Origin of the sequence: Phaeobacter gallaeciensis DSM 26640 (genome assembly GCF_000511385.1) — a bacterium.
GTDB classification, from domain to species: domain Bacteria; phylum Pseudomonadota; class Alphaproteobacteria; order Rhodobacterales; family Rhodobacteraceae; genus Phaeobacter; species Phaeobacter gallaeciensis.
This window is the reverse complement of record NC_023137.1, coordinates 2,537,732-2,555,093: the sequence shown is the minus strand read 5'-3', so window position 1 is coordinate 2,555,093 and position 17,362 is coordinate 2,537,732. Positions and strand designations below refer to the sequence as shown.

The window sequence follows — 17,362 nt, the reverse complement described above, 5'->3', positions numbered from 1 at the left end:
CGCTCTCCTGATCTTGGTGTTGCAACGGGGCTAGGTTAGCGGTGTCACCTGAACGGAGGATAAGCGCTGCGAACGCAGGGATGGCAACGCGCCCCTAGAAGACTGACCAGTCCATTTCACGGGCCAGTTGCTCCATCGCTTCGGTGCCCAATTTGGAATTGCCGTTGCGGTTTAGTCCTGGGGACCAGACGGCGATGCTCGCCTGTCCCGGCACAACACCGAGGATGCCGCCGCCCACGCCGCTTTTGGCGGGTAGGCCCACGCGGTAGGCAAATTCACCTGACCCGTCATAATGCCCGCAGGTCAGCATCAGCGCATTGAGCCGCCGCACTCGGTCCAGCGACACCATCCGGGGGTAACTGCCGGTGCCGATCAGGAAACGTCCTGCCTTGGCAAGCTGCTGGGTTGTCATCTCGGTGGCGCAATGATGAAAATAGGTGCCCAGCACCTTTTCCGGCGGGTTTTTGAGGTTGCCAAAGGACGCCAGAAAATGGGCATGGGCTGCGTTTCGGTGCCCATGAGCGGTTTCGGAACGCGCCACATCGGCGTTGATATGAATGTCGTCATCTTCTGCCGCGGCACGTACAAAGCCGAGGAATTCCGCCAGCGCCTCGCGGGGTTCGCGGCCTGCCAGCACCTCATCGGTGGTGACAATAGCGCCCGCATTGACGAAGGGGTTGCGCGGGCGGCCCTGCTCATGTTCCAGCTGTACGATGGAGTTGAAGGCCGTGCCGGACGGTTCGCGGCCAACCCGCTGCCAAAGCTGATCCCCCGCACGTCCCAGAGCGATGGCAAGGGTGAACACTTTGGTGATGCTTTGGGCCGAAAACCGTGTCTGAAAGTCACCAGCGCTGAACAGCGCGCCATCCGCCGTTGCCACGCTGATAGCAAATTGATCGGGGCGCACCTCGCCCAGTTCGGGGATATAGCTGGCAACCTCGCCCCAGTCGGTGCTGGCCCGCATCTGCTGGCTGATCTCGTCAAGAACGCTCTGTAACTTTGTAGCCATCGGATATTCCCTTCCTTTGGCAGAGGTTTCAGACGTGCCGGACCAATTGTCAACGCGACGGGACTGGCATTGGTTCCATGGATCGGGTAGCGATTTGATCAAAGGTTTTGCGGGAGGTTGGGCGATGATCCCTGTCACAGGTTTTGAGGGCGCAAAGGTTGCCGTTTTGGGGCTGGGCCGGTCGGGATTTGCCACCGCACGGGCGCTGCGCGAAGGCGGAGCAGAGCCGATCTGCTGGGACGATAATCCCGGCGCGCGGGCGCGGGCGGAGGTCGAAGGGTTCACCTGTCGCGATCTGCTGAAATCAGGGGCCTTTGATGATGTCGCATCGCTGATTGTCTCGCCGGGGATCCCGCATCTCTACCCCAAACCCAACCCGGTGATCCGCGCGGCGATGGTCGCGGGCGTGCCAGTGGACAATGACATCGGGCTGTTCTTCCGCTCGGTCGCGACACGGGGTTGGGAGCGTTTCGATCAAGCGCCACGCATTGTGGCGGTCACTGGCTCTAACGGTAAGTCCACCACGGTTGCGTTGCTGCATCATATTCTGCAAGAGGCCGGACGCGAAAGCCAGTTGGCGGGCAATATTGGTCGGGGCGTGCTGGACATTGATCCGCCGGGATCGGGCGGCATCGTGGTGCTGGAGCTGTCGAGCTATCAGACCGATCTGGCCCGCGCGCTGACGCCGGATGTGGCGGTGTTCACCAACCTCAGCCTCGATCATCTGGATCGGCACGCCGGTATGGGGGGCTATTTCGCAGCCAAGCGACGGCTGTTTGCCGAAGGCGGACCGGACCGGGCCATCATTGGCGTAGATGAGGATGAGGGGCTGTATCTGGCGGGGCAACTGTCTGAGGCCGCCAGCGACGACCGGGTGATCCGCATCTCGGCAAGCCGGAAACTGACCGGGCCGGGCTGGCAGGTCTTTGCCCGCAAGGGGTTCCTCAGTGAATACCGCAAGGGGCGGCAGGCGGCGTCCATTGACCTGCGCCAGATGCAGGGGCTGCCCGGCGCGCATAACCATCAGAACGCCTGTGCGGCCTATGCCGCGGCGCGTGCGCTGGGGCTGGCGCCTCGTCTGATCGAGGACGCGCTGGCGAGCTATCCGGGGCTGCCGCACCGCAGCCAGACCATCGCGACCCAAGCAGGCGTGCGCTATGTGAATGACAGCAAGGCCACCAATCTGGACAGCGCGGCAAAGGCGTTGAGCGCCTTCGACAATATCCGCTGGATCTGTGGCGGGCTTGAGAAAGACGGCGGTCTGGAGGCCCTGCGCGGCCAGACTGGCAAGGTGCGTAAAGCCTATGTAATCGGACGCGAGGCGGCGGGGTTTGCCATGCAGCTGGATGTTGAGGCTGAGGTCTGTATCACCATGGCCGAGGCCGTCGCCCGCGCCAGCGCCGAGGCCGAGGTGGGCGATACCGTTCTGCTGGCGCCTGCGGCGGCGAGCTTTGATCAATACGACAACTTCGAACAGCGCGGTGAGGACTTCATTGCCGAGGTGGCGAAGCTGCAGAGTTGAGGTCTATAGAGGTGCGGATTGCGCCATCTCCCTGGATAGGATCTGGTAGTATTCGGGCAGGGTGGCCTGTAGCCGGGCATGGCCGTCGGGGGTCAGTGTCACCTCCTTGGAGCGGCCATCGGTCTCGCTTGCGGTGATGCGAACCAGCCCGTCTGCCTGCAGCGCTTGCAGCGTTCGGGTCATGACCGGTTTCGAGACATCAATCCGCTGCGCGATCTCATTTGGGCTGAGCCATTGGCGATCCGGTTCCCGGTCGATGACGATCAGCACCAGAAACCGTAGCTGCGACAGGCCGTGGCCCGCAAAATAGGTTTCCAACTTGCGGATCAGCAGGCTGGCCCGGCGCATCATCAACAGGGCATCGCTGATAAGCGCCGGGTCGCTGCCATAGGCCTCCACGTAGCGTTCAACCATCTGGCGAGAGGGCAGTTCCTTGAGGAAGAACATGTGGTCAGGCCAGCGCGGTCATCTTGTGGATCTCAGCCGGTGCGGCCAGCCAGTTTTCATATTTGGCAAAGATCGGCTTGATGTAGTCCATCTCGTAATGGGCGGCGAGGGCCCCGTCGCAGGTCCATTCCTCATCTAGATAGAAACAATCGCCGCTGCGGCCTTCAAGCAGGTTGAACTTCAGGCAGCCGGGTTCGGCGCGGGTAGGGGCCAGGATGTTGGTGAGGCTCTCGCGGACGTCCTGCATATGCTCAGGCTTCGGGGTGATTTTGGCGATCAGTTGAAATTGCGTTGTCATGAAAAAGCTCCTTAATAAGTTATCATAGTAACTAAATAGATTTGCGTGCGCGAATGTCAAGCCGCAGGCGGGCGGCTTGGCTCAGCTGCGGGCTGTGATGGCGCTGCCTGCAGCCACCCCAGAGGCCCAGGCCCATTGGAAATTATAGCCGCCAAGCCAGCCGGTCACATCAACCGCTTCACCAATGGCATAAAGGCCGGGAACGGTTTTGGCTTCCATGGTTTTTGACGACAGCGCATCGGTGTCGATGCCGCCCAGCGTGACCTCTGCCGTGCGGTACCCTTCGCTGCCGGAGGGGGTAAGGTGCCAGTTTTCCAAACGGTCGCTGAGATCGCGCAAGGCGGCGTCGGATTGATCTGCCAGACGTCCGTTGAGGCCGAATTCCGGGGCGAGGAAATCGACCAGCCGACCGGGCAGGTGGCGGGCGAGTTCGGTGGTCAGAGCCTTGCGCCCGGCCTCCTGACGTTGGCTGCGCAACAGGTCAAATAGTGGTGTTTCAGGGATCAGATTGACGCTGATCTGCTCCCCCTCGCGCCAGTAGGATGACAGTTGCAGCACCGACGGGCCAGACAGGCCACGATGGGTGAACAACAGTGCTTCGTCAAAACTGGTGCGCTCATTCGACAGCCGCGCGGGCAGGGCAACGCCTGCGAGAGGTTTGAAACGCTCTTCGGAAAAGGTGAAAGGCACCAGACCGGGGCGGGTGTCCGTCAGAGGCAGATCAAACTGGCGTGCCAGATCATAGGCGAGGCCGGTGGCCCCCATCTTGGGGATGGATTTGCCGCCAGTTGCGATCACCAGATTGCGGGCTGTCAGCACCTGCGTCTTACCCTCGCGCGCGACATCGACGCGGAACCCATCGGCGGTGCGCGTCACGGAGTTTACGCTGGTTTGCAGCCAGAGATCAGCGCCCGCTGATTTCATCTCCTCCACCAGCATCGCGACAATCTGCTTGGCGGAGCCATCGCAGAACAGTTGGCCCAGGGTCTTCTCGTGCCAGGCGATGCCGTGACGGTCCACCAGCTCAATGAAATCCCACTGGGTATAGCGGGCCATGGCGGATTTGCAGAAATGCGGGTTCTGCGACAGGTAGTTTTCCGGGCTTGCGTACATATTGGTGAAATTGCAGCGTCCGCCACCGGAGATGCGGATTTTTTCCCCCGGTGCCTTGGCGTGATCAATCACCAGCGTGCCGGGGCCGGAACGCGTTGCACACATCATGCCAGCCGCGCCAGCGCCAAGGATCAGGGTTTCATAAGCCATGCCCGGCCATAGGCGCGGATAACTGCCAAAGGCAAGAGGAAGAGGGTGGTCTGATGCAAAGATTCCGGTTACTGTTCGCCTAACGATCCCGAAAACGGGACGGATCACGAGGCAGATAGTGGCGGTTTATCCATGACTGAAATGGTCTATGGCGCGCTCCCCGTACAGGCGGGAGAGCCGATCCTACCCAAATGGTGGCGGACGCTGGACAAATGGACGATGTCCTGTGTCCTGATGCTGTTTGTCATCGGGCTTTTGCTGGGGCTTGCGGCCTCGGTTCCGCTGGCAGAGCGTAACGGTTTTGACAACTTCCACTATGTCGAGCGGCAAGCGATTTTTGGCATCACGGCACTGGTCGCGATGGTGATCACCTCGATGATGTCGCCGACGCTGGTGCGGCGGCTGGCGGTTGTCGGGTTTATCTGCGCCTTTGTGGCGCTGGCCCTGCTGCCGGTGTTTGGCACCGACTTTGGCAAGGGCGCGACGCGCTGGTACAGCCTTGGCTTCGCCTCGCTTCAGCCGTCAGAATTCCTGAAGCCCGGATTTATCGTTGTCGCAGCCTGGATGATCGCGGCGAGCCAGCAGATCAACGGCCCACCGGGCACGCTGATGTCCTTTGGTCTGTGTCTGACGGTGGTCTTGATGCTTGTGATGCAGCCTGACTTTGGTCAGGCCTGTCTGGTGCTGTTTGGCTGGGGCGTGATGTATTTCGTAGCCGGCGCGCCGATGCTGCTGTTGGTGATCATGGCGGCGGTGGTGGTGATGGGGGGCGTTGTCGCCTATTCCAGCTCAGAGCATTTTGCCCGCCGCATCGATGGCTTCCTGAACCCTGAAATCGACCCCACGACCCAGATGGGCTATGCCACCAACGCCATCCGCGAGGGCGGTCTGTTTGGGGTCGGTGTCGGCGAAGGCGAAGTGAAATGGTCGCTGCCGGATGCGCACACCGATTTCATCATTGCCGTCGCGGCTGAGGAATATGGGCTGGTGCTCGTGGTGATCCTGATCCTGCTCTACACCGCTGTGGTGGCGCGGACCCTTTTTCGCCTGATGCGGGAGCGCGACACGTTCATCCGCCTTGCAGGCACCGGTCTGGTTTGTACCTTCGGGGTGCAGGCGATGATCAACATGGGCGTGGCAGTCCGGCTCTTGCCGGCCAAGGGCATGACCCTGCCGTTTGTGAGCTATGGTGGTTCCTCCCTCATTGCGGGCGGCATTGCAGTTGGTATGCTGCTGGCGTTTTCGCGCTCGCGTCCGCAGGGGGAGATCGCGGATTTCCTGCGTGGGCACGGACGGGGTCACGGGCCTCAGACTGGGCCTGCGCGCGGTCACGGGCGCGGATAGAAGAAAGACCTGAATTAAGATGGCGCAAAAATTGCTCTTGATGGCGGCAGGTGGCACCGGGGGGCATATGTTCCCCGCGCAGGCCCTGGCCGAGGCGATGCTGAGACGTGGCTGGCGGGTGAAACTGTCCACCGATGCGCGCGGGGCGCGCTATACCGGCGGGTATCCCCATACGACCGAGATCACCGAGGTGTCCTCGGCCACCTTTGCCCGTGGCGGGCTGCTGGCCAAGGCGATGGTGGCACCGAAGATTGCCGCTGGGGTGCTGAGCATGGCGCGGCAGATGCGCCGGGACCGGCCTGATGTGGTGATCGGCTTTGGCGGCTACCCCTCGATTCCGGCGCTTGGGGCTGCGACCCTGCTGAAGCTGCCGCGCATGATCCATGAACAAAACGGCGTGCTGGGCCGGGTCAATCAGCTGTTTGCGACCCGCGTGGCCGGGGTGGCCTGCGGTGTCTGGCCCACGGATCTGCCGGAAGGGGTAGATGGCGTGCATGTCGGCAACCCGGTGCGCGGCGCTGTTCTTGAGCGCGCAGGGGCCGGTTATATCCCACCCGGCGATTACCCGATGTCGGTGTTGGTGATGGGGGGCAGCCAGGGCGCCCGGATCCTGTCGGATGTGGTGCCCGGTGCAATCGCAGCCCTGCCGGAAGCGCTGCGCAGCCGGTTGCGCGTGTCCCATCAGGCCCGCGACGAGGATGCTGCGCGGGTGACGCAATTCTATGCCGAACATGGGATTGCGGCGGATGTTCAGCCCTTCTTCACCGACGTGCCCGCACGGATGTCGGAAGCCCAGTTGGTGATCTCGCGTTCCGGTGCCTCTTCGGTGGCGGATATCGCAGTGATTGGCCGCCCGTCGATCCTGATCCCCTTTGCGGCGGCGGCTGGCGATCATCAAAGCGCCAATGCCCGCGGGCTGGTGGATGCCGGTGCAGCGATCCTGATCCCGGAGAGCGCCCTTGACGTTTCCGCGCTGACAGAGCAAATGAGCGCGGTTCTCAGCAATCCCGATGGTGCCACCCAGATGGCGCGGGCCGCCTTGCAGGTGGGCATTCCCGATGCGACCGAGCGGCTGGTGGGACTTGTTGAACAGCTGTCCGAGGAAGGAATGACATGACCCCTGCAACCAAACTCCCTGGCGACGTCGGCCCGATCCACTTTGTTGGCATCGGCGGCATTGGCATGTCCGGGATTGCCGAAGTGCTGCTCAATCTCGGCTATGTGGTGCAGGGCTCGGATCTGAAGGGGTCAAAGATCACCAACCGGCTGGAAGAGCTGGGGGCGCGGATCTTTGTCGGGCAGGCGGCGGAAAACCTAGAAGACGCAGCAGTTGTGGTTATTTCCTCGGCGATCAAACCGGGCAACCCCGAGCTGGACGAGGCGCGCCAGCGCGGCCTGCCGGTGGTGCGCCGGGCGGAGATGCTGGCCGAGTTGATGCGCCTGAAATCGAACATCGCCATTGCGGGCACCCACGGCAAGACGACGACCACCACCATGATGGCAGAGCTGATGGTGGCCGGGCATTTCGATCCGACCATTGTGAATGGCGGGATCATTCACGCCTATGGCTCCAACGCGCGGATGGGGCAGGGCGAATGGATGGTGGTTGAAGCCGATGAGAGCGACGGCACATTCAACCGCCTGCCTGCGACCATCGCGGTTGTCACCAATATCGACCCGGAGCATATGGAGCATTGGGGGGATTTCGACACGCTGCGCGACGGGTTTTATGACTTTGTCTCCAACATCCCGTTTTATGGCGTCGCGGTCTGCTGCACCGATCATCCTGAGGTACAAGCGCTGGTAGGCCGGATCACCGACCGCCGGGTTGTGACCTATGGGTTCAATGCGCAGGCGGATGTGCGGGCGGTCAACCTGACCTACAAGGCGGGCGTGGCGCATTTCGACATTCATTTGCAGGCCGAAGACCGCGTGATCGAGGGCTGCACTCTGCCGATGCCGGGGGATCACAATGTCTCCAACGCTTTGTCCGCAGTGGCCGTCGCGCGCCATCTGGGCATGAAGAGCAGTGAGATTCGCGACGCGCTGGCCGCCTTTGGCGGGGTGAACCGCCGCTTCACTAAGGTGGGCGAAGTGGATGGTGTGACCATCATTGACGATTACGGCCACCACCCGGTTGAGATCACCGCCGTTTTGAAAGCGGCGCGTCAGGCCTGCGATGGCCGCGTAATTGCCGTGCATCAGCCGCACCGCTATTCGCGCCTGTCCAGCCTTTTTGAAGATTTCTGCGCCTGTTTCAATGAAGCCGATGTGGTCGCCATCGCCGAGGTCTTTGCCGCCGGCGAAGACCCGATCGAGGGCGCTGGTCGCGATGATCTGGTGGCCGGTCTGATCCGCCACGGCCACCGACACGCGCGCGCCCTGCTGGACGAATCGGATCTGGAACGCCTGGTGCGCGAACAGGCCCGCCCTGGCGATATGGTTGTCTGCCTCGGTGCGGGTACCATCAGCGCCTGGGCCAATGGCCTGCCCGAGCGGTTGCGGGGCTGAGGGTGACAGGCGTGATCTCATATCCGCGGGCGGTTGGCCCGGTGGCTGAGGTGACGCCATGCTGAGCTTGCTTGCTGCCATCCTTTGGGTGTTCGTGGCCACCGGCGTGGCCGCATTGCCGTTGCGCTGGCAGCGGGGGCCGGGGATTGCACTGATCGCCGTGGCGCCGGTCCTGATCTATCTGCTGGGACGGGATCACGGCTGGTTTGCCGCCGCTTTTGGAACATTTGCGCTGGTGTCGATGTTCCGCCGCCCGTTGTTGCACGTGCTGTCGCGCCTGCGACGCGCCCCGGCGCCGGAGGTGAAGGAATGACGCTGTCGCTGATCCTTGCCTGTCTTTGGGTGGTGGTGGCCAATGTGTTGGCGATGGTGCCCAGCCGCGACAATCACTGGTCGCGCGCCTATCTGCTGATCGTGGCAGGTATCCCGCTCGTCGGTTATGTGACCTATGAAAACGGCCCCTGGTGGGGGTTGGGCGTGCTGTTCGCCGGCATGTCGATGCTGCGCTGGCCGGTGATCTATCTGGGCCGCTGGCTGCGCAGCCGGTTGAGCCGCGGCTGAACCCTGCCGATTCTTTCTGTCTCGTGAACTTCCTTTGGCAACCGGCACCGGGTTGGGCCATTGTGTGCCCGACCAAAACCGGAGTAAACGCAAGGCTGGTCCGACGCGCGTGAGTCTCTTTCTGCGTCCGGGCGGCCATAATGGCGCCGGTGGGCATCGGTGCGACAGGCAGGGGCAGGGCATATGAATATCGACGGGCTGCGTGGCAAGCTTCATCCCAATCGCGATCTATCCGGGTTAACCTGGCTGCAGGTTGGTGGTCCGGCGGATTATCTGTTTCAGCCTGCCGATATCGAGGATCTGAGCCATATGCTGCGCAGTCTCGATCCAGAGGTGCCGGTGTTTCCGATGGGAGTCGGCTCAAACCTGATCGTGCGGGACGGCGGTATGCGGGCGCTGGTGGTCCGGCTGGGGCGCGGGTTCAATTCGATTGAGATTGAGGGCGACACGGTTGTGGTGGGGGCTGCCGCGCTGGATAGCCATGTGGCGCGTAAGGCGGCAGACGCGGGCATTGATCTGACATTTCTGCGCACCATTCCTGGTTCCATCGGCGGCGCTGTGCGGATGAATGCGGGCTGTTACGGCAGCTATGTCGCGGATGTGTTTCAGTCGGCCACCGTGGTGCTGCGCAGTGGTGAGGTGGTGACGTTGAACGGGGAAGACCTGAATTTTGCCTACCGACAGAGCGATCTGCCCGAGGGGGCAGTGCTGGTGTCGGCGACCCTTCTTGGGCCCAAAGGTGATCCGGAAGCGCTGCATGCGCGGATGGAGGATCAGCTGGCCAAGCGCGATGCGACACAGCCAACCAAGGACCGGTCTGCCGGATCCACCTTTCGCAATCCGGCGGGATTTTCCTCCACCGGGCAAGCGGATGACGTTCATGATCTGAAGGCTTGGAAGGTCATTGATGATGCCGGAATGCGCGGCGCGCGGCGCGGGGCCGCGCAGATGAGTGAGAAGCATTCCAATTTCTTGATTAACACGGGTGGCGCATCTGCCGCAGATCTTGAGGGATTGGGGGAAGATGTCAGAAAAAAGGTTTACGCCAATTCTGGCATAACGCTAGAGTGGGAAATCATGCGGGTGGGGGATCCGCTTTCCAAATAGCCGACAAAGGCCATGTTTTTCAGGAGGTTACTCCTGATCGGCAAGGCGCCGCTTTAGGAATCGCAGCGGCTGGCAAACTGGAAAAGCGCGATCTTGGTAAAGGCACTGTTAACGGGCCGGTAACGTTTGTGACGTTAATGTGGGGACAGCGAGCCACGAAGGTCTGTGCAGTGCGGGGAACACGCCTCGCGATATCAAAAAGCAGGTTTTGACCTGTAGCATTTGCGGTCAATTTGGGATCGCACAACAAGGGGCGAAAAGCCCCGGAACATTTGAGGCGCTTGTCGTGAGTAAGTCGAGCAGGACACTCCCGAAAGTGGCGGTATTGATGGGTGGCCCCTCGGCTGAGCGCGAGGTGTCTTTGTCCACTGGGCGTGAATGCGCCACCGCGCTTCGGGGCGAGGGATATCAGGTTACGGAACTGGACGCGGGTCCGGATCTTGCTGCGCGTTTGCAGGCAGATCGCCCGGACGTGGTGTTCAACGCGCTGCATGGACGCTGGGGCGAGGACGGCTGCGTGCAGGGGCTGCTGGAATGGCTCGGCATCCCCTACACCCATTCCGGCGTGCTGGCTTCGGCGTTGGCGATGGACAAGCAGCGCGCCAAATCCATCTACCGTGCCGCGGGCCTGCCGGTTGTTGAGAGCGGGATTTACTCCAAGGCTGAGGTGATGGCGGACCATGTGATGGTGCCGCCCTATGTGGTCAAGCCCAACAACGAAGGCTCCAGCGTTGGCGTCTATCTGGTGAATGAGGTGGCAAATGGCCCGCCGCAGCTGTCGGAAGATATGCCCGATGAGGTGATGGTCGAAAGCTTCGCTCCCGGACGGGAGTTGACCACCACGGTACTGGGTGACCGGCCATTGACGGTGACCGATATCCTGACCGACGGCTGGTATGACTATGATGCGAAATACAAACCCGGCGGTTCGCGGCATGTGTTGCCGGCTGATGTCCCCGAGGAGATTTTTGCGCTTTGCCTCGACTATGCGGTGAAGGCCCATGATGCGCTGGGGTGCCGGGGCATCAGTCGGACCGATTTCCGCTGGGATGAGGCGCGAGGGGTTGAGGGGCTGATCCTGCTGGAGACCAACACCCAGCCCGGCATGACTCCGACCTCTCTGACGCCGGAGCAGGCGGAACATGTCGGCATGACATTCGGGCAGCTTTGTTCTTGGCTGGTTGAGGATGCGACATGTCCTCGTTGATCGACCGTTTCCGTAAACCCCGCGAGGGGCGCCCTGATCCGGCGCCATCGCGGCTGACCTATCGCATTCAGCGCTGGATGCTGACGCCGGGCATCCGCTTTGGTGTGCGGTTTGGCATTCCCTTCTGTCTGGTTTTTGTCGCCGGGGCCGCCTTTATGGCGGATGATGCGCGGCGCGACCGGTTGCAGGTGATGATCAGCGACCTGCGGGCGTCGATCGAGGAACGGCCGGAATTCATGGTCAATGTGATGGCCATTGATGGGGCCGGGCGCAGCGTTGCCGAAGATATCCGCGAAGTGGTGCCAATTGATTTTCCGATCAGCTCCTTTGACTTGGATCTAACGCAGATCCGCGATGAGATCACCGGGCTGGACCCGGTACAGACAGCGGATGTGCGGATCCGTCCTGGTGGTGTGCTTCAGGTCACGGTGGAAGAACGCCAGCCCGCTGTTGTTTGGCGCAGCCGCGAAGGGTTGGCGCTGCTGGATGCCAATGGCGTGCATGTGGCTGAGCTGGGGGCGCGCAATATGCACCCGGACCTGCCGCTGGTGGCAGGGCGCAGTGCGGATGATGCCATTGTGGAAGCGCTGCGGCTGTTTGCTGTGGCCAAGCCCTTGGGGCCGCGGATGCGCGGGTTGGTGCGTATTGGCGAGCGGCGCTGGGATCTGGTTCTGGACCGTGGTCAGCGGATCATGTTGCCGGCCGAAAACCCTGTGCCCGCGCTGGAGCGGGTGATTGCCGTCAGCGAAGTTCGCGACCTCCTGGAGCGCGACGTGGCGGCTGTGGACATGCGCCTGGCGGCGCGTCCGACCGTAAGAATGACCGAAAACGCCGTCGAGGACTGGTGGCGGATCCGACAGTTGAACGCAGGCGGGCTATGATATGACCGATCTTTACCAATCCCAGCGCGCGATGCGGCAGATGCGACGTCAGGCCATGCAGCGCGGTGTTGTGGCCATTCTGGATGTAGGCAGCTCGAAGATTGCCTGTCTGGTGCTGCGCTTTGACGGCACCGGGCGGCTGAGTGATGACAATTCCATCGGTTCGCTGGCCGGACAGTCGGGGTTCCGGGTGATCGGGGCGGCCACCACCCGCTCTCGCGGGGTGCAGTTTGGCGAAATCACCGCCATGCAGGAAACCGAGCGCGCCATTCGCACCGCGGTTCAGGCGGCACAGAAGATGGCTGAGGTGCGGGTGGATCACGTGATCGCCTGTTTCTCCGGGGCCAATCCGCGTTCCTACGGGCTGGATGCACAGGTCGATCTGGAAGGCCAGGTGGTGACCGAGAATGAAATCGCCCGTGTGTTGGCGGCCTGCGAAGTGCCGGAATATGGCGCCGGCCGCGAGGTGCTGCATGCCCAGCCGGTGAATTTTGCGTTGGACAATCGGTCGGGGCTGAGCGATCCGCGTGGCCAGATGGGGCAGACGCTGGCGGCAGATATGCACATGCTGACGGTGGATGCGCTGACGGTGCAGAACCTCGTGCGCTGTATCCAGCGCTGTGATCTGGAACTGGCCGGGATTGCTTCCTCTGCCTATGCCTCCGGCTTTGCGGCACTGGTTGAGGATGAGCAGGAATTGGGTGCGGCCTGTATCGATATGGGCGGCGGCTCGACTTCGATTTCGGTCTTTATGAAGAAACATATGATCTATGCCGATGCGGTGCGCATGGGGGGCGATCACATCACCAGCGATATCTCCATGGGTCTGGGGGTTCCGACCGCCAATGCGGAGCGGATCAAGACCTTCCATGGCGGGGTGCATGCGACCGGCGCCGATGATCGCGAGATGATCGACATCCATGCCGACACCGGTGATTGGGAACATGATCGCCGCACTGTCAGCCGGGCCGAGTTGATCGGAATCATGCGTCCGCGTGTTGAGGAAATCCTTGAAGAGGTCCGTGCGCGTTTGGATGCAGCGGGGTTTGACAGCCTGCCGAGCCAGCAGATCGTGCTGACCGGTGGGTCCAGCCAGATCATGGGGCTGGACGGGCTGGCGAGCCGGGTGCTGGGCCAGCAGGTGCGGCTTGGCCGGCCTTTGCGCGTGCACGGCCTGCCGCAATCGGCGACCGGTCCCGGTTTCGCCTCCGCCGTTGGTCTCAGCCTCTTTGCTGCCCATCCGCAGGATGAGTGGTGGGATTTTGAGATGCCGGTTGATCGCAACGCCAGCGGCACGCTGAAGCGGGCGGTGAAATGGTTCCGCGACAACTGGTAGGCGGCGGCGTCCGGCAGGGCTGACAAAGGCCTGCCGTCACCTCGGGACCTGTGGCTGCAGGGCTTTCATTAATCAAATGTTAACGAAAAACTTCGCTGGCAGGGCGGTTTCGCGGGTGACAGCGGAATCCCGCCGCGTTAATGTTCCGATAACGACCGCATCATGCGGCGCATGTAGGCCGAGCAGTGGCCACCAGTATCAGTGACGAGATGTGCTTTCGAGGGCTTTTGTTTTCGGGGGCTGACGTCATGTTGTGGTGTTTTGCTTGGGTTTCCACAGCATTTGCCAAAATCGGCGAAATGTCGCGAAATTAGACAATACTATGTCTATATTTTGTGGAAAATAGCGCTTTTTTGGATGACGCGACTCGTGCTGCGCGGTAGGATTGTCGCAAAGATGGACAGGAATAGGCCCTTGCGGGAGGGCTGATAAACACAGGCGGAACGAGCATGACCTTGAACCTTTCGATGCCCGGCCAGGAAGAGCTGAAGCCCCGGATTACCGTGTTTGGCGTCGGCGGGGCAGGCGGCAATGCCGTCAACAACATGATCGACAAACAGCTGGATGGCGTGGACTTTGTCGTCGCCAACACCGACGCGCAGGCGCTGCAGCAAAGCGCCTCCAAGAGCCGGGTTCAGCTGGGGATCAAAGTGACCGAAGGTCTGGGTGCGGGCGCGCGCCCTTCGGTCGGGTCTGCGGCCGCGGAAGAAAGCATCGAACAGATCGTGGATCACCTCGCGGGGGCGCATATGTGCTTCATCACCGCAGGTATGGGCGGCGGCACCGGCACTGGGGCTGCGCCGATCATCGCACAGGCCGCCCGTGAACTGGGTGTTCTGACCGTTGGTGTTGTCACCAAGCCGTTCCAGTTCGAAGGCAACAAGCGGATGCGTCAGGCGGAGGAGGGCGTCGAAGCCCTTCAGAAGGTTGTCGATACGCTGATCATCATTCCGAACCAGAACCTGTTCCGTCTGGCCAATGAGAAAACCACCTTCACCGAGGCGTTCTCCATGGCGGATGACGTTCTTTATCAGGGTGTTAAGGGTGTGACTGACCTGATGGTCCGTCCTGGTCTTATCAATCTCGACTTTGCGGATGTGCGCGCCGTGATGGACGAGATGGGCAAGGCGATGATGGGTACCGGCGAGGCCGAGGGCGAAGATCGCGCGGTGCAGGCTGCCGAGAAAGCCATTGCCAACCCGCTTCTCGATGAAATCAGCCTCAAGGGTGCGAAGGGTGTTCTGATCAACATTACCGGCGCCCACGATCTGACCCTGTTTGAATTGGACGAAGCGGCCAACCGCATTCGCGAAGAGGTCGACCCGAACGCAAACATCATCGTTGGCTCCACCCTCGACACTGAGATGGAAGGCAAGATGCGCGTCTCCGTGGTTGCCACCGGTATTGATGCGGTTGACGTCCACTCCGACATTCCGGTGCCGCGTCGTCCGATGTCCGCGCCGCTGAAACAGACCGTGAGCGTTGAAGAGACCCGCAGCGCAGCCCCGCTGGAGCTGAGCACACCGGTTGAGCAGCAGGCACCTGCCGCCACCGCAGAGCCGGTTGCCGCAGCGCAGGAAGAACCGTCGCTGTTCTCGGAATTCGACGACGGTCAGACCGCAGCCGAAGGTCAGTACGAAGAGGTTCTGGAAGAGGCGAGCGAACAGTTGGGGGCTGATGGCCTGCCGGCACCTGCATATCAGGGTACAGCCGCGCCGGAATTCCAGCCGCAGGCGGATGTGGCCAGCACTCAGGCCGAGAGCTTTGTTGCGCCTAAGGCCCCTGCACCGGGCACGCCCTCGCCGGAAGCCATCGTGCGTCTTCAGGCCGCGGCACAGCGTGCGCAGCCGCAACAGCCGATGCAGCAACAGGTCCAGCAGCCGCAGATGCAGCAGCGCCCCTCGATTGATGCGGTTCAGCCGCGTGCGCCGCAGCCTCAGCAGGTGCAGCAGCAACAGCCTCAGCAGCAGCCCGCTGCGGCGGGTCAGGAACAGCGCCGGTTTGGCCTCAACTCCTTGATCCACCGCATGACCGGCAGCGCCGCAGAAGGCCAGCCTGCCAAGCCGCAGCAGCCGACGCGCCAGCAGCCGCCGGTGCAGCAGTCCCCGGTTCAACAGGCGCCGATGCATCAGCCCCAAGTTGCGCATCAGGGTCAGCAGGCGGCCCCAGCTGCTCAGCCGCAGCGTCAGGCCAACCCGGAGCAGGAGCGGATCGAAATTCCGGCATTCCTGCGCCGTCAAGCCAACTGAGCTGATCACATATAAGATAAAAAGGTCGCCATCTGGCGGCCTTTTTTCATTTTGTATCAGATGTTTATTGCCGGTTGGGCAGTGTTTTGCCTATCTGTTACAGGGATGTTTCATTCCGTTACAAAGATTGAGTTGAGCCTGACGGAGTGACACCTTACCTCTGTTCCGCAACAAGGGCCAAGACTGCGGCCCTCCCATACGGAATGAGGCCAACGTGCAGAATACGCTTAAAGCATCAGTGACATTTGACGGGGTGGGCCTCCACTCTGGCAAACCTGTTCGCATGATCCTGAAGCCTGCTGCGGCAGGGCACGGCATCTGCTTCCGGCGCACTGACATTGCTTTGGGCAACACGCTGGTACCCGCGCTTTGGGACCGGGTCGAGCGGACGCCGCTCTGCACACGTCTGGTCAATGCCTCCGGTGTTGCGGTCTCCACCGTGGAGCACATCATGGCAGCGCTGGCAGGCTGTGGCATCCACAACGTGATGATCGATATTGATGGCCCCGAAGTGCCGATCATGGACGGGTCGTCAGCGCATTTTGTCCGCGGCATCATGCAGACGGGTATTCAACGTCTTGCCGCGCCGGTCACCGCCTATCAAGTGCTGAAGACGGTCAGCGTCACCCATGACGGGGCCACTGCGACGCTGATGCCCAGCAGTCGTCTCACCATTGAATTCCACATTGATTTTGCCGAGGCGGCGATTGGCCGTCAGAGCAAGACTCTGGATCTGCGCAATGGCGCTTTCGCGCGTGAGCTTTGTGACAGCCGTACCTTCTGCCGTCGCGTCGACGTCGAAAGCATGCAGGCCAATGGTCTGGCGCTGGGAGGTGTTCCCGGTGAAAACGCTGTGGTGTTTGACGGTCACGAAGTCCAAAGCGGTCTGGGCCTGCGCCACGCGGATGAGCCGGTACGCCACAAGATGCTGGATGCGCTTGGTGATCTGTCGCTGGCCGGTGGCCCTGTGTTTGGCCACTATATCGGTGACCGTGCCGGTCATTCATTGACCAACACGTTGCTGCGGGCCGTGTTTGCAACGCCCGGCGCCGTGCGTCAGGTGACCTGCGATACCGCGATGACAGCGCGCCTGCCCGGGCAGGGGTTGGTCTGGGCCGAGATCCCGACCGACGCGCGCCGCGTTGCGTAACTGAATTGAGGCTATCGGGTGGAAACGTCGGCTGGGGGGCCTGACGTTTGATCTGGGTTCCCCCGGCAAACGGGGCGCACCCGGCGCCAACCGGACCGCGCGCTGCAACGACAGCACTTCGGTCATTTTCGGACAGAGCGAAGCAGCAGGCGTGCCGGGCACAGGCTGCACCTCGGTCCGCTTCTATACAGGCCCATGCGTTGGCGCAGCCCGACCGGAGCATATTGCGCCGAGGGCACCGGGGGGAGATCTTCGAGCCGTTCTTAGGCACAGACCCTTGAGGGGCGGGGCGGTTCGAAGATCACACCGGCACACGCGGCCGATGGCGGGCATGACATGCGGCTGTGCCGGGTCCGTTTCACCTGATTTTGACCGAGTAACAGGCCTTTGTTTTGCCGTGTCTTACTGCGACAGGGCTGGGGTCGGGGTGCTTCATACCCTTGACCCCGCCGCGCTTTCTCTGCCAAGTGGGCTGGA

The 17,362-nt window shown here is 61.9% G+C and carries 16 protein-coding genes; 12 read left to right on the top strand and 4 right to left on the bottom strand.

Annotated elements, in window-relative coordinates:
• Nucleotides 1-94 precede the first annotated feature (94 nt).
• Nucleotides 95-1,009 carry a glutaminase gene (locus GAL_RS12395; RefSeq protein ID WP_024097921.1) on the bottom strand — a complete coding sequence of 305 codons (915 nt, stop codon included), beginning with the start codon at nt 1,007-1,009 and terminating at the stop codon, nt 95-97.
• A gap of 124 nt (nt 1,010-1,133) precedes the next feature.
• On the opposite strand from GAL_RS12395, the gene murD reads away from it, so the two are divergent.
• Nucleotides 1,134-2,531, top strand: a complete 1,398-nt coding sequence (gene murD / locus GAL_RS12390) for a UDP-N-acetylmuramoyl-L-alanine--D-glutamate ligase (protein ID WP_024097920.1) — start codon at nt 1,134-1,136, stop codon at nt 2,529-2,531.
• A gap of 3 nt (nt 2,532-2,534) precedes the next feature.
• Here murD and GAL_RS12385 read toward each other — a convergent pair whose 3' ends face one another.
• The 3 genes from GAL_RS12385 to GAL_RS12375 form a co-directional block, all read right to left on the bottom strand.
• Nucleotides 2,535-2,978 carry a MarR family winged helix-turn-helix transcriptional regulator gene (locus GAL_RS12385; protein ID WP_024097919.1) on the bottom strand — a complete coding sequence of 148 codons (444 nt, stop codon included), beginning with the start codon at nt 2,976-2,978 and terminating at the stop codon, nt 2,535-2,537.
• Nucleotides 2,979-2,982: 4 nt separating this feature from the next.
• On the bottom strand, nt 2,983-3,276 hold the full coding sequence (locus GAL_RS12380; RefSeq protein WP_024097918.1) for a putative quinol monooxygenase: 294 nt from the start codon (nt 3,274-3,276) through the stop codon (nt 2,983-2,985).
• An 81-nt stretch (nt 3,277-3,357) separates the two neighbouring features.
• A complete protein-coding gene (locus GAL_RS12375; protein WP_024097917.1) occupies nt 3,358-4,539 on the bottom strand; it encodes a BaiN/RdsA family NAD(P)/FAD-dependent oxidoreductase in 1,182 nt (393 codons plus the stop codon).
• A gap of 132 nt (nt 4,540-4,671) precedes the next feature.
• Between GAL_RS12375 and ftsW the strand changes: the two genes are divergently transcribed.
• From ftsW to lpxC, 11 genes are all read left to right on the top strand, one after another.
• On the top strand, nt 4,672-5,883 hold the full coding sequence (ftsW, locus tag GAL_RS12370) for a putative lipid II flippase FtsW (RefSeq protein WP_024097916.1): 1,212 nt from the start codon (nt 4,672-4,674) through the stop codon (nt 5,881-5,883).
• 19 nt (nt 5,884-5,902) lie between these two features.
• Nucleotides 5,903-7,000: a UDP-N-acetylglucosamine--N-acetylmuramyl-(pentapeptide) pyrophosphoryl-undecaprenol N-acetylglucosamine transferase gene (locus GAL_RS12365; RefSeq protein WP_024097915.1), complete on the top strand. Its 1,098-nt coding sequence runs from the start codon at nt 5,903-5,905 to the stop codon at nt 6,998-7,000.
• The gene (murC, locus tag GAL_RS12360; protein WP_024097914.1) at nt 6,997-8,394 is read left to right on the top strand and encodes a UDP-N-acetylmuramate--L-alanine ligase; all 1,398 of its coding nucleotides are present in this window, start codon (nt 6,997-6,999) and stop codon (nt 8,392-8,394) included. Before GAL_RS12365 ends, murC begins: the two co-directional genes overlap by 4 nt.
• A 58-nt stretch (nt 8,395-8,452) precedes the next feature.
• The gene (locus GAL_RS12355) at nt 8,453-8,707 is read left to right on the top strand and encodes a DUF2484 family protein (protein ID WP_024097913.1); all 255 of its coding nucleotides are present in this window, start codon (nt 8,453-8,455) and stop codon (nt 8,705-8,707) included.
• Nucleotides 8,704-8,955, top strand: a complete 252-nt coding sequence (locus GAL_RS12350) for a DUF2484 family protein (RefSeq protein ID WP_024097912.1) — start codon at nt 8,704-8,706, stop codon at nt 8,953-8,955. Before GAL_RS12355 ends, GAL_RS12350 begins: the two co-directional genes overlap by 4 nt.
• A gap of 183 nt (nt 8,956-9,138) precedes the next feature.
• Nucleotides 9,139-10,062, top strand: coding sequence for a UDP-N-acetylmuramate dehydrogenase (gene murB / locus GAL_RS12345; RefSeq protein WP_024097911.1), 924 nt, complete (start codon nt 9,139-9,141; stop codon nt 10,060-10,062).
• A gap of 286 nt (nt 10,063-10,348) precedes the next feature.
• Nucleotides 10,349-11,269 carry a D-alanine--D-alanine ligase gene (locus GAL_RS12340; RefSeq protein ID WP_024097910.1) on the top strand — a complete coding sequence of 307 codons (921 nt, stop codon included), beginning with the start codon at nt 10,349-10,351 and terminating at the stop codon, nt 11,267-11,269.
• Nucleotides 11,257-12,150: a cell division protein FtsQ/DivIB gene (locus GAL_RS12335; RefSeq protein WP_024097909.1), complete on the top strand. Its 894-nt coding sequence runs from the start codon at nt 11,257-11,259 to the stop codon at nt 12,148-12,150. Before GAL_RS12340 ends, GAL_RS12335 begins: the two co-directional genes overlap by 13 nt.
• Nucleotide 12,151: 1 nt before the next feature.
• A complete protein-coding gene (gene ftsA / locus GAL_RS12330; RefSeq protein ID WP_024097908.1) occupies nt 12,152-13,486 on the top strand; it encodes a cell division protein FtsA in 1,335 nt (444 codons plus the stop codon).
• Between the two features lie 449 nt (nt 13,487-13,935).
• A complete protein-coding gene (ftsZ, locus tag GAL_RS12325) occupies nt 13,936-15,735 on the top strand; it encodes a cell division protein FtsZ (protein WP_024097907.1) in 1,800 nt (599 codons plus the stop codon).
• 214 nt (nt 15,736-15,949) lie between these two features.
• The gene (gene lpxC / locus GAL_RS12320; RefSeq protein WP_024097906.1) at nt 15,950-16,885 is read left to right on the top strand and encodes a UDP-3-O-acyl-N-acetylglucosamine deacetylase; all 936 of its coding nucleotides are present in this window, start codon (nt 15,950-15,952) and stop codon (nt 16,883-16,885) included.
• The last annotated feature ends 477 nt before the right edge of the window (nt 16,886-17,362 follow it).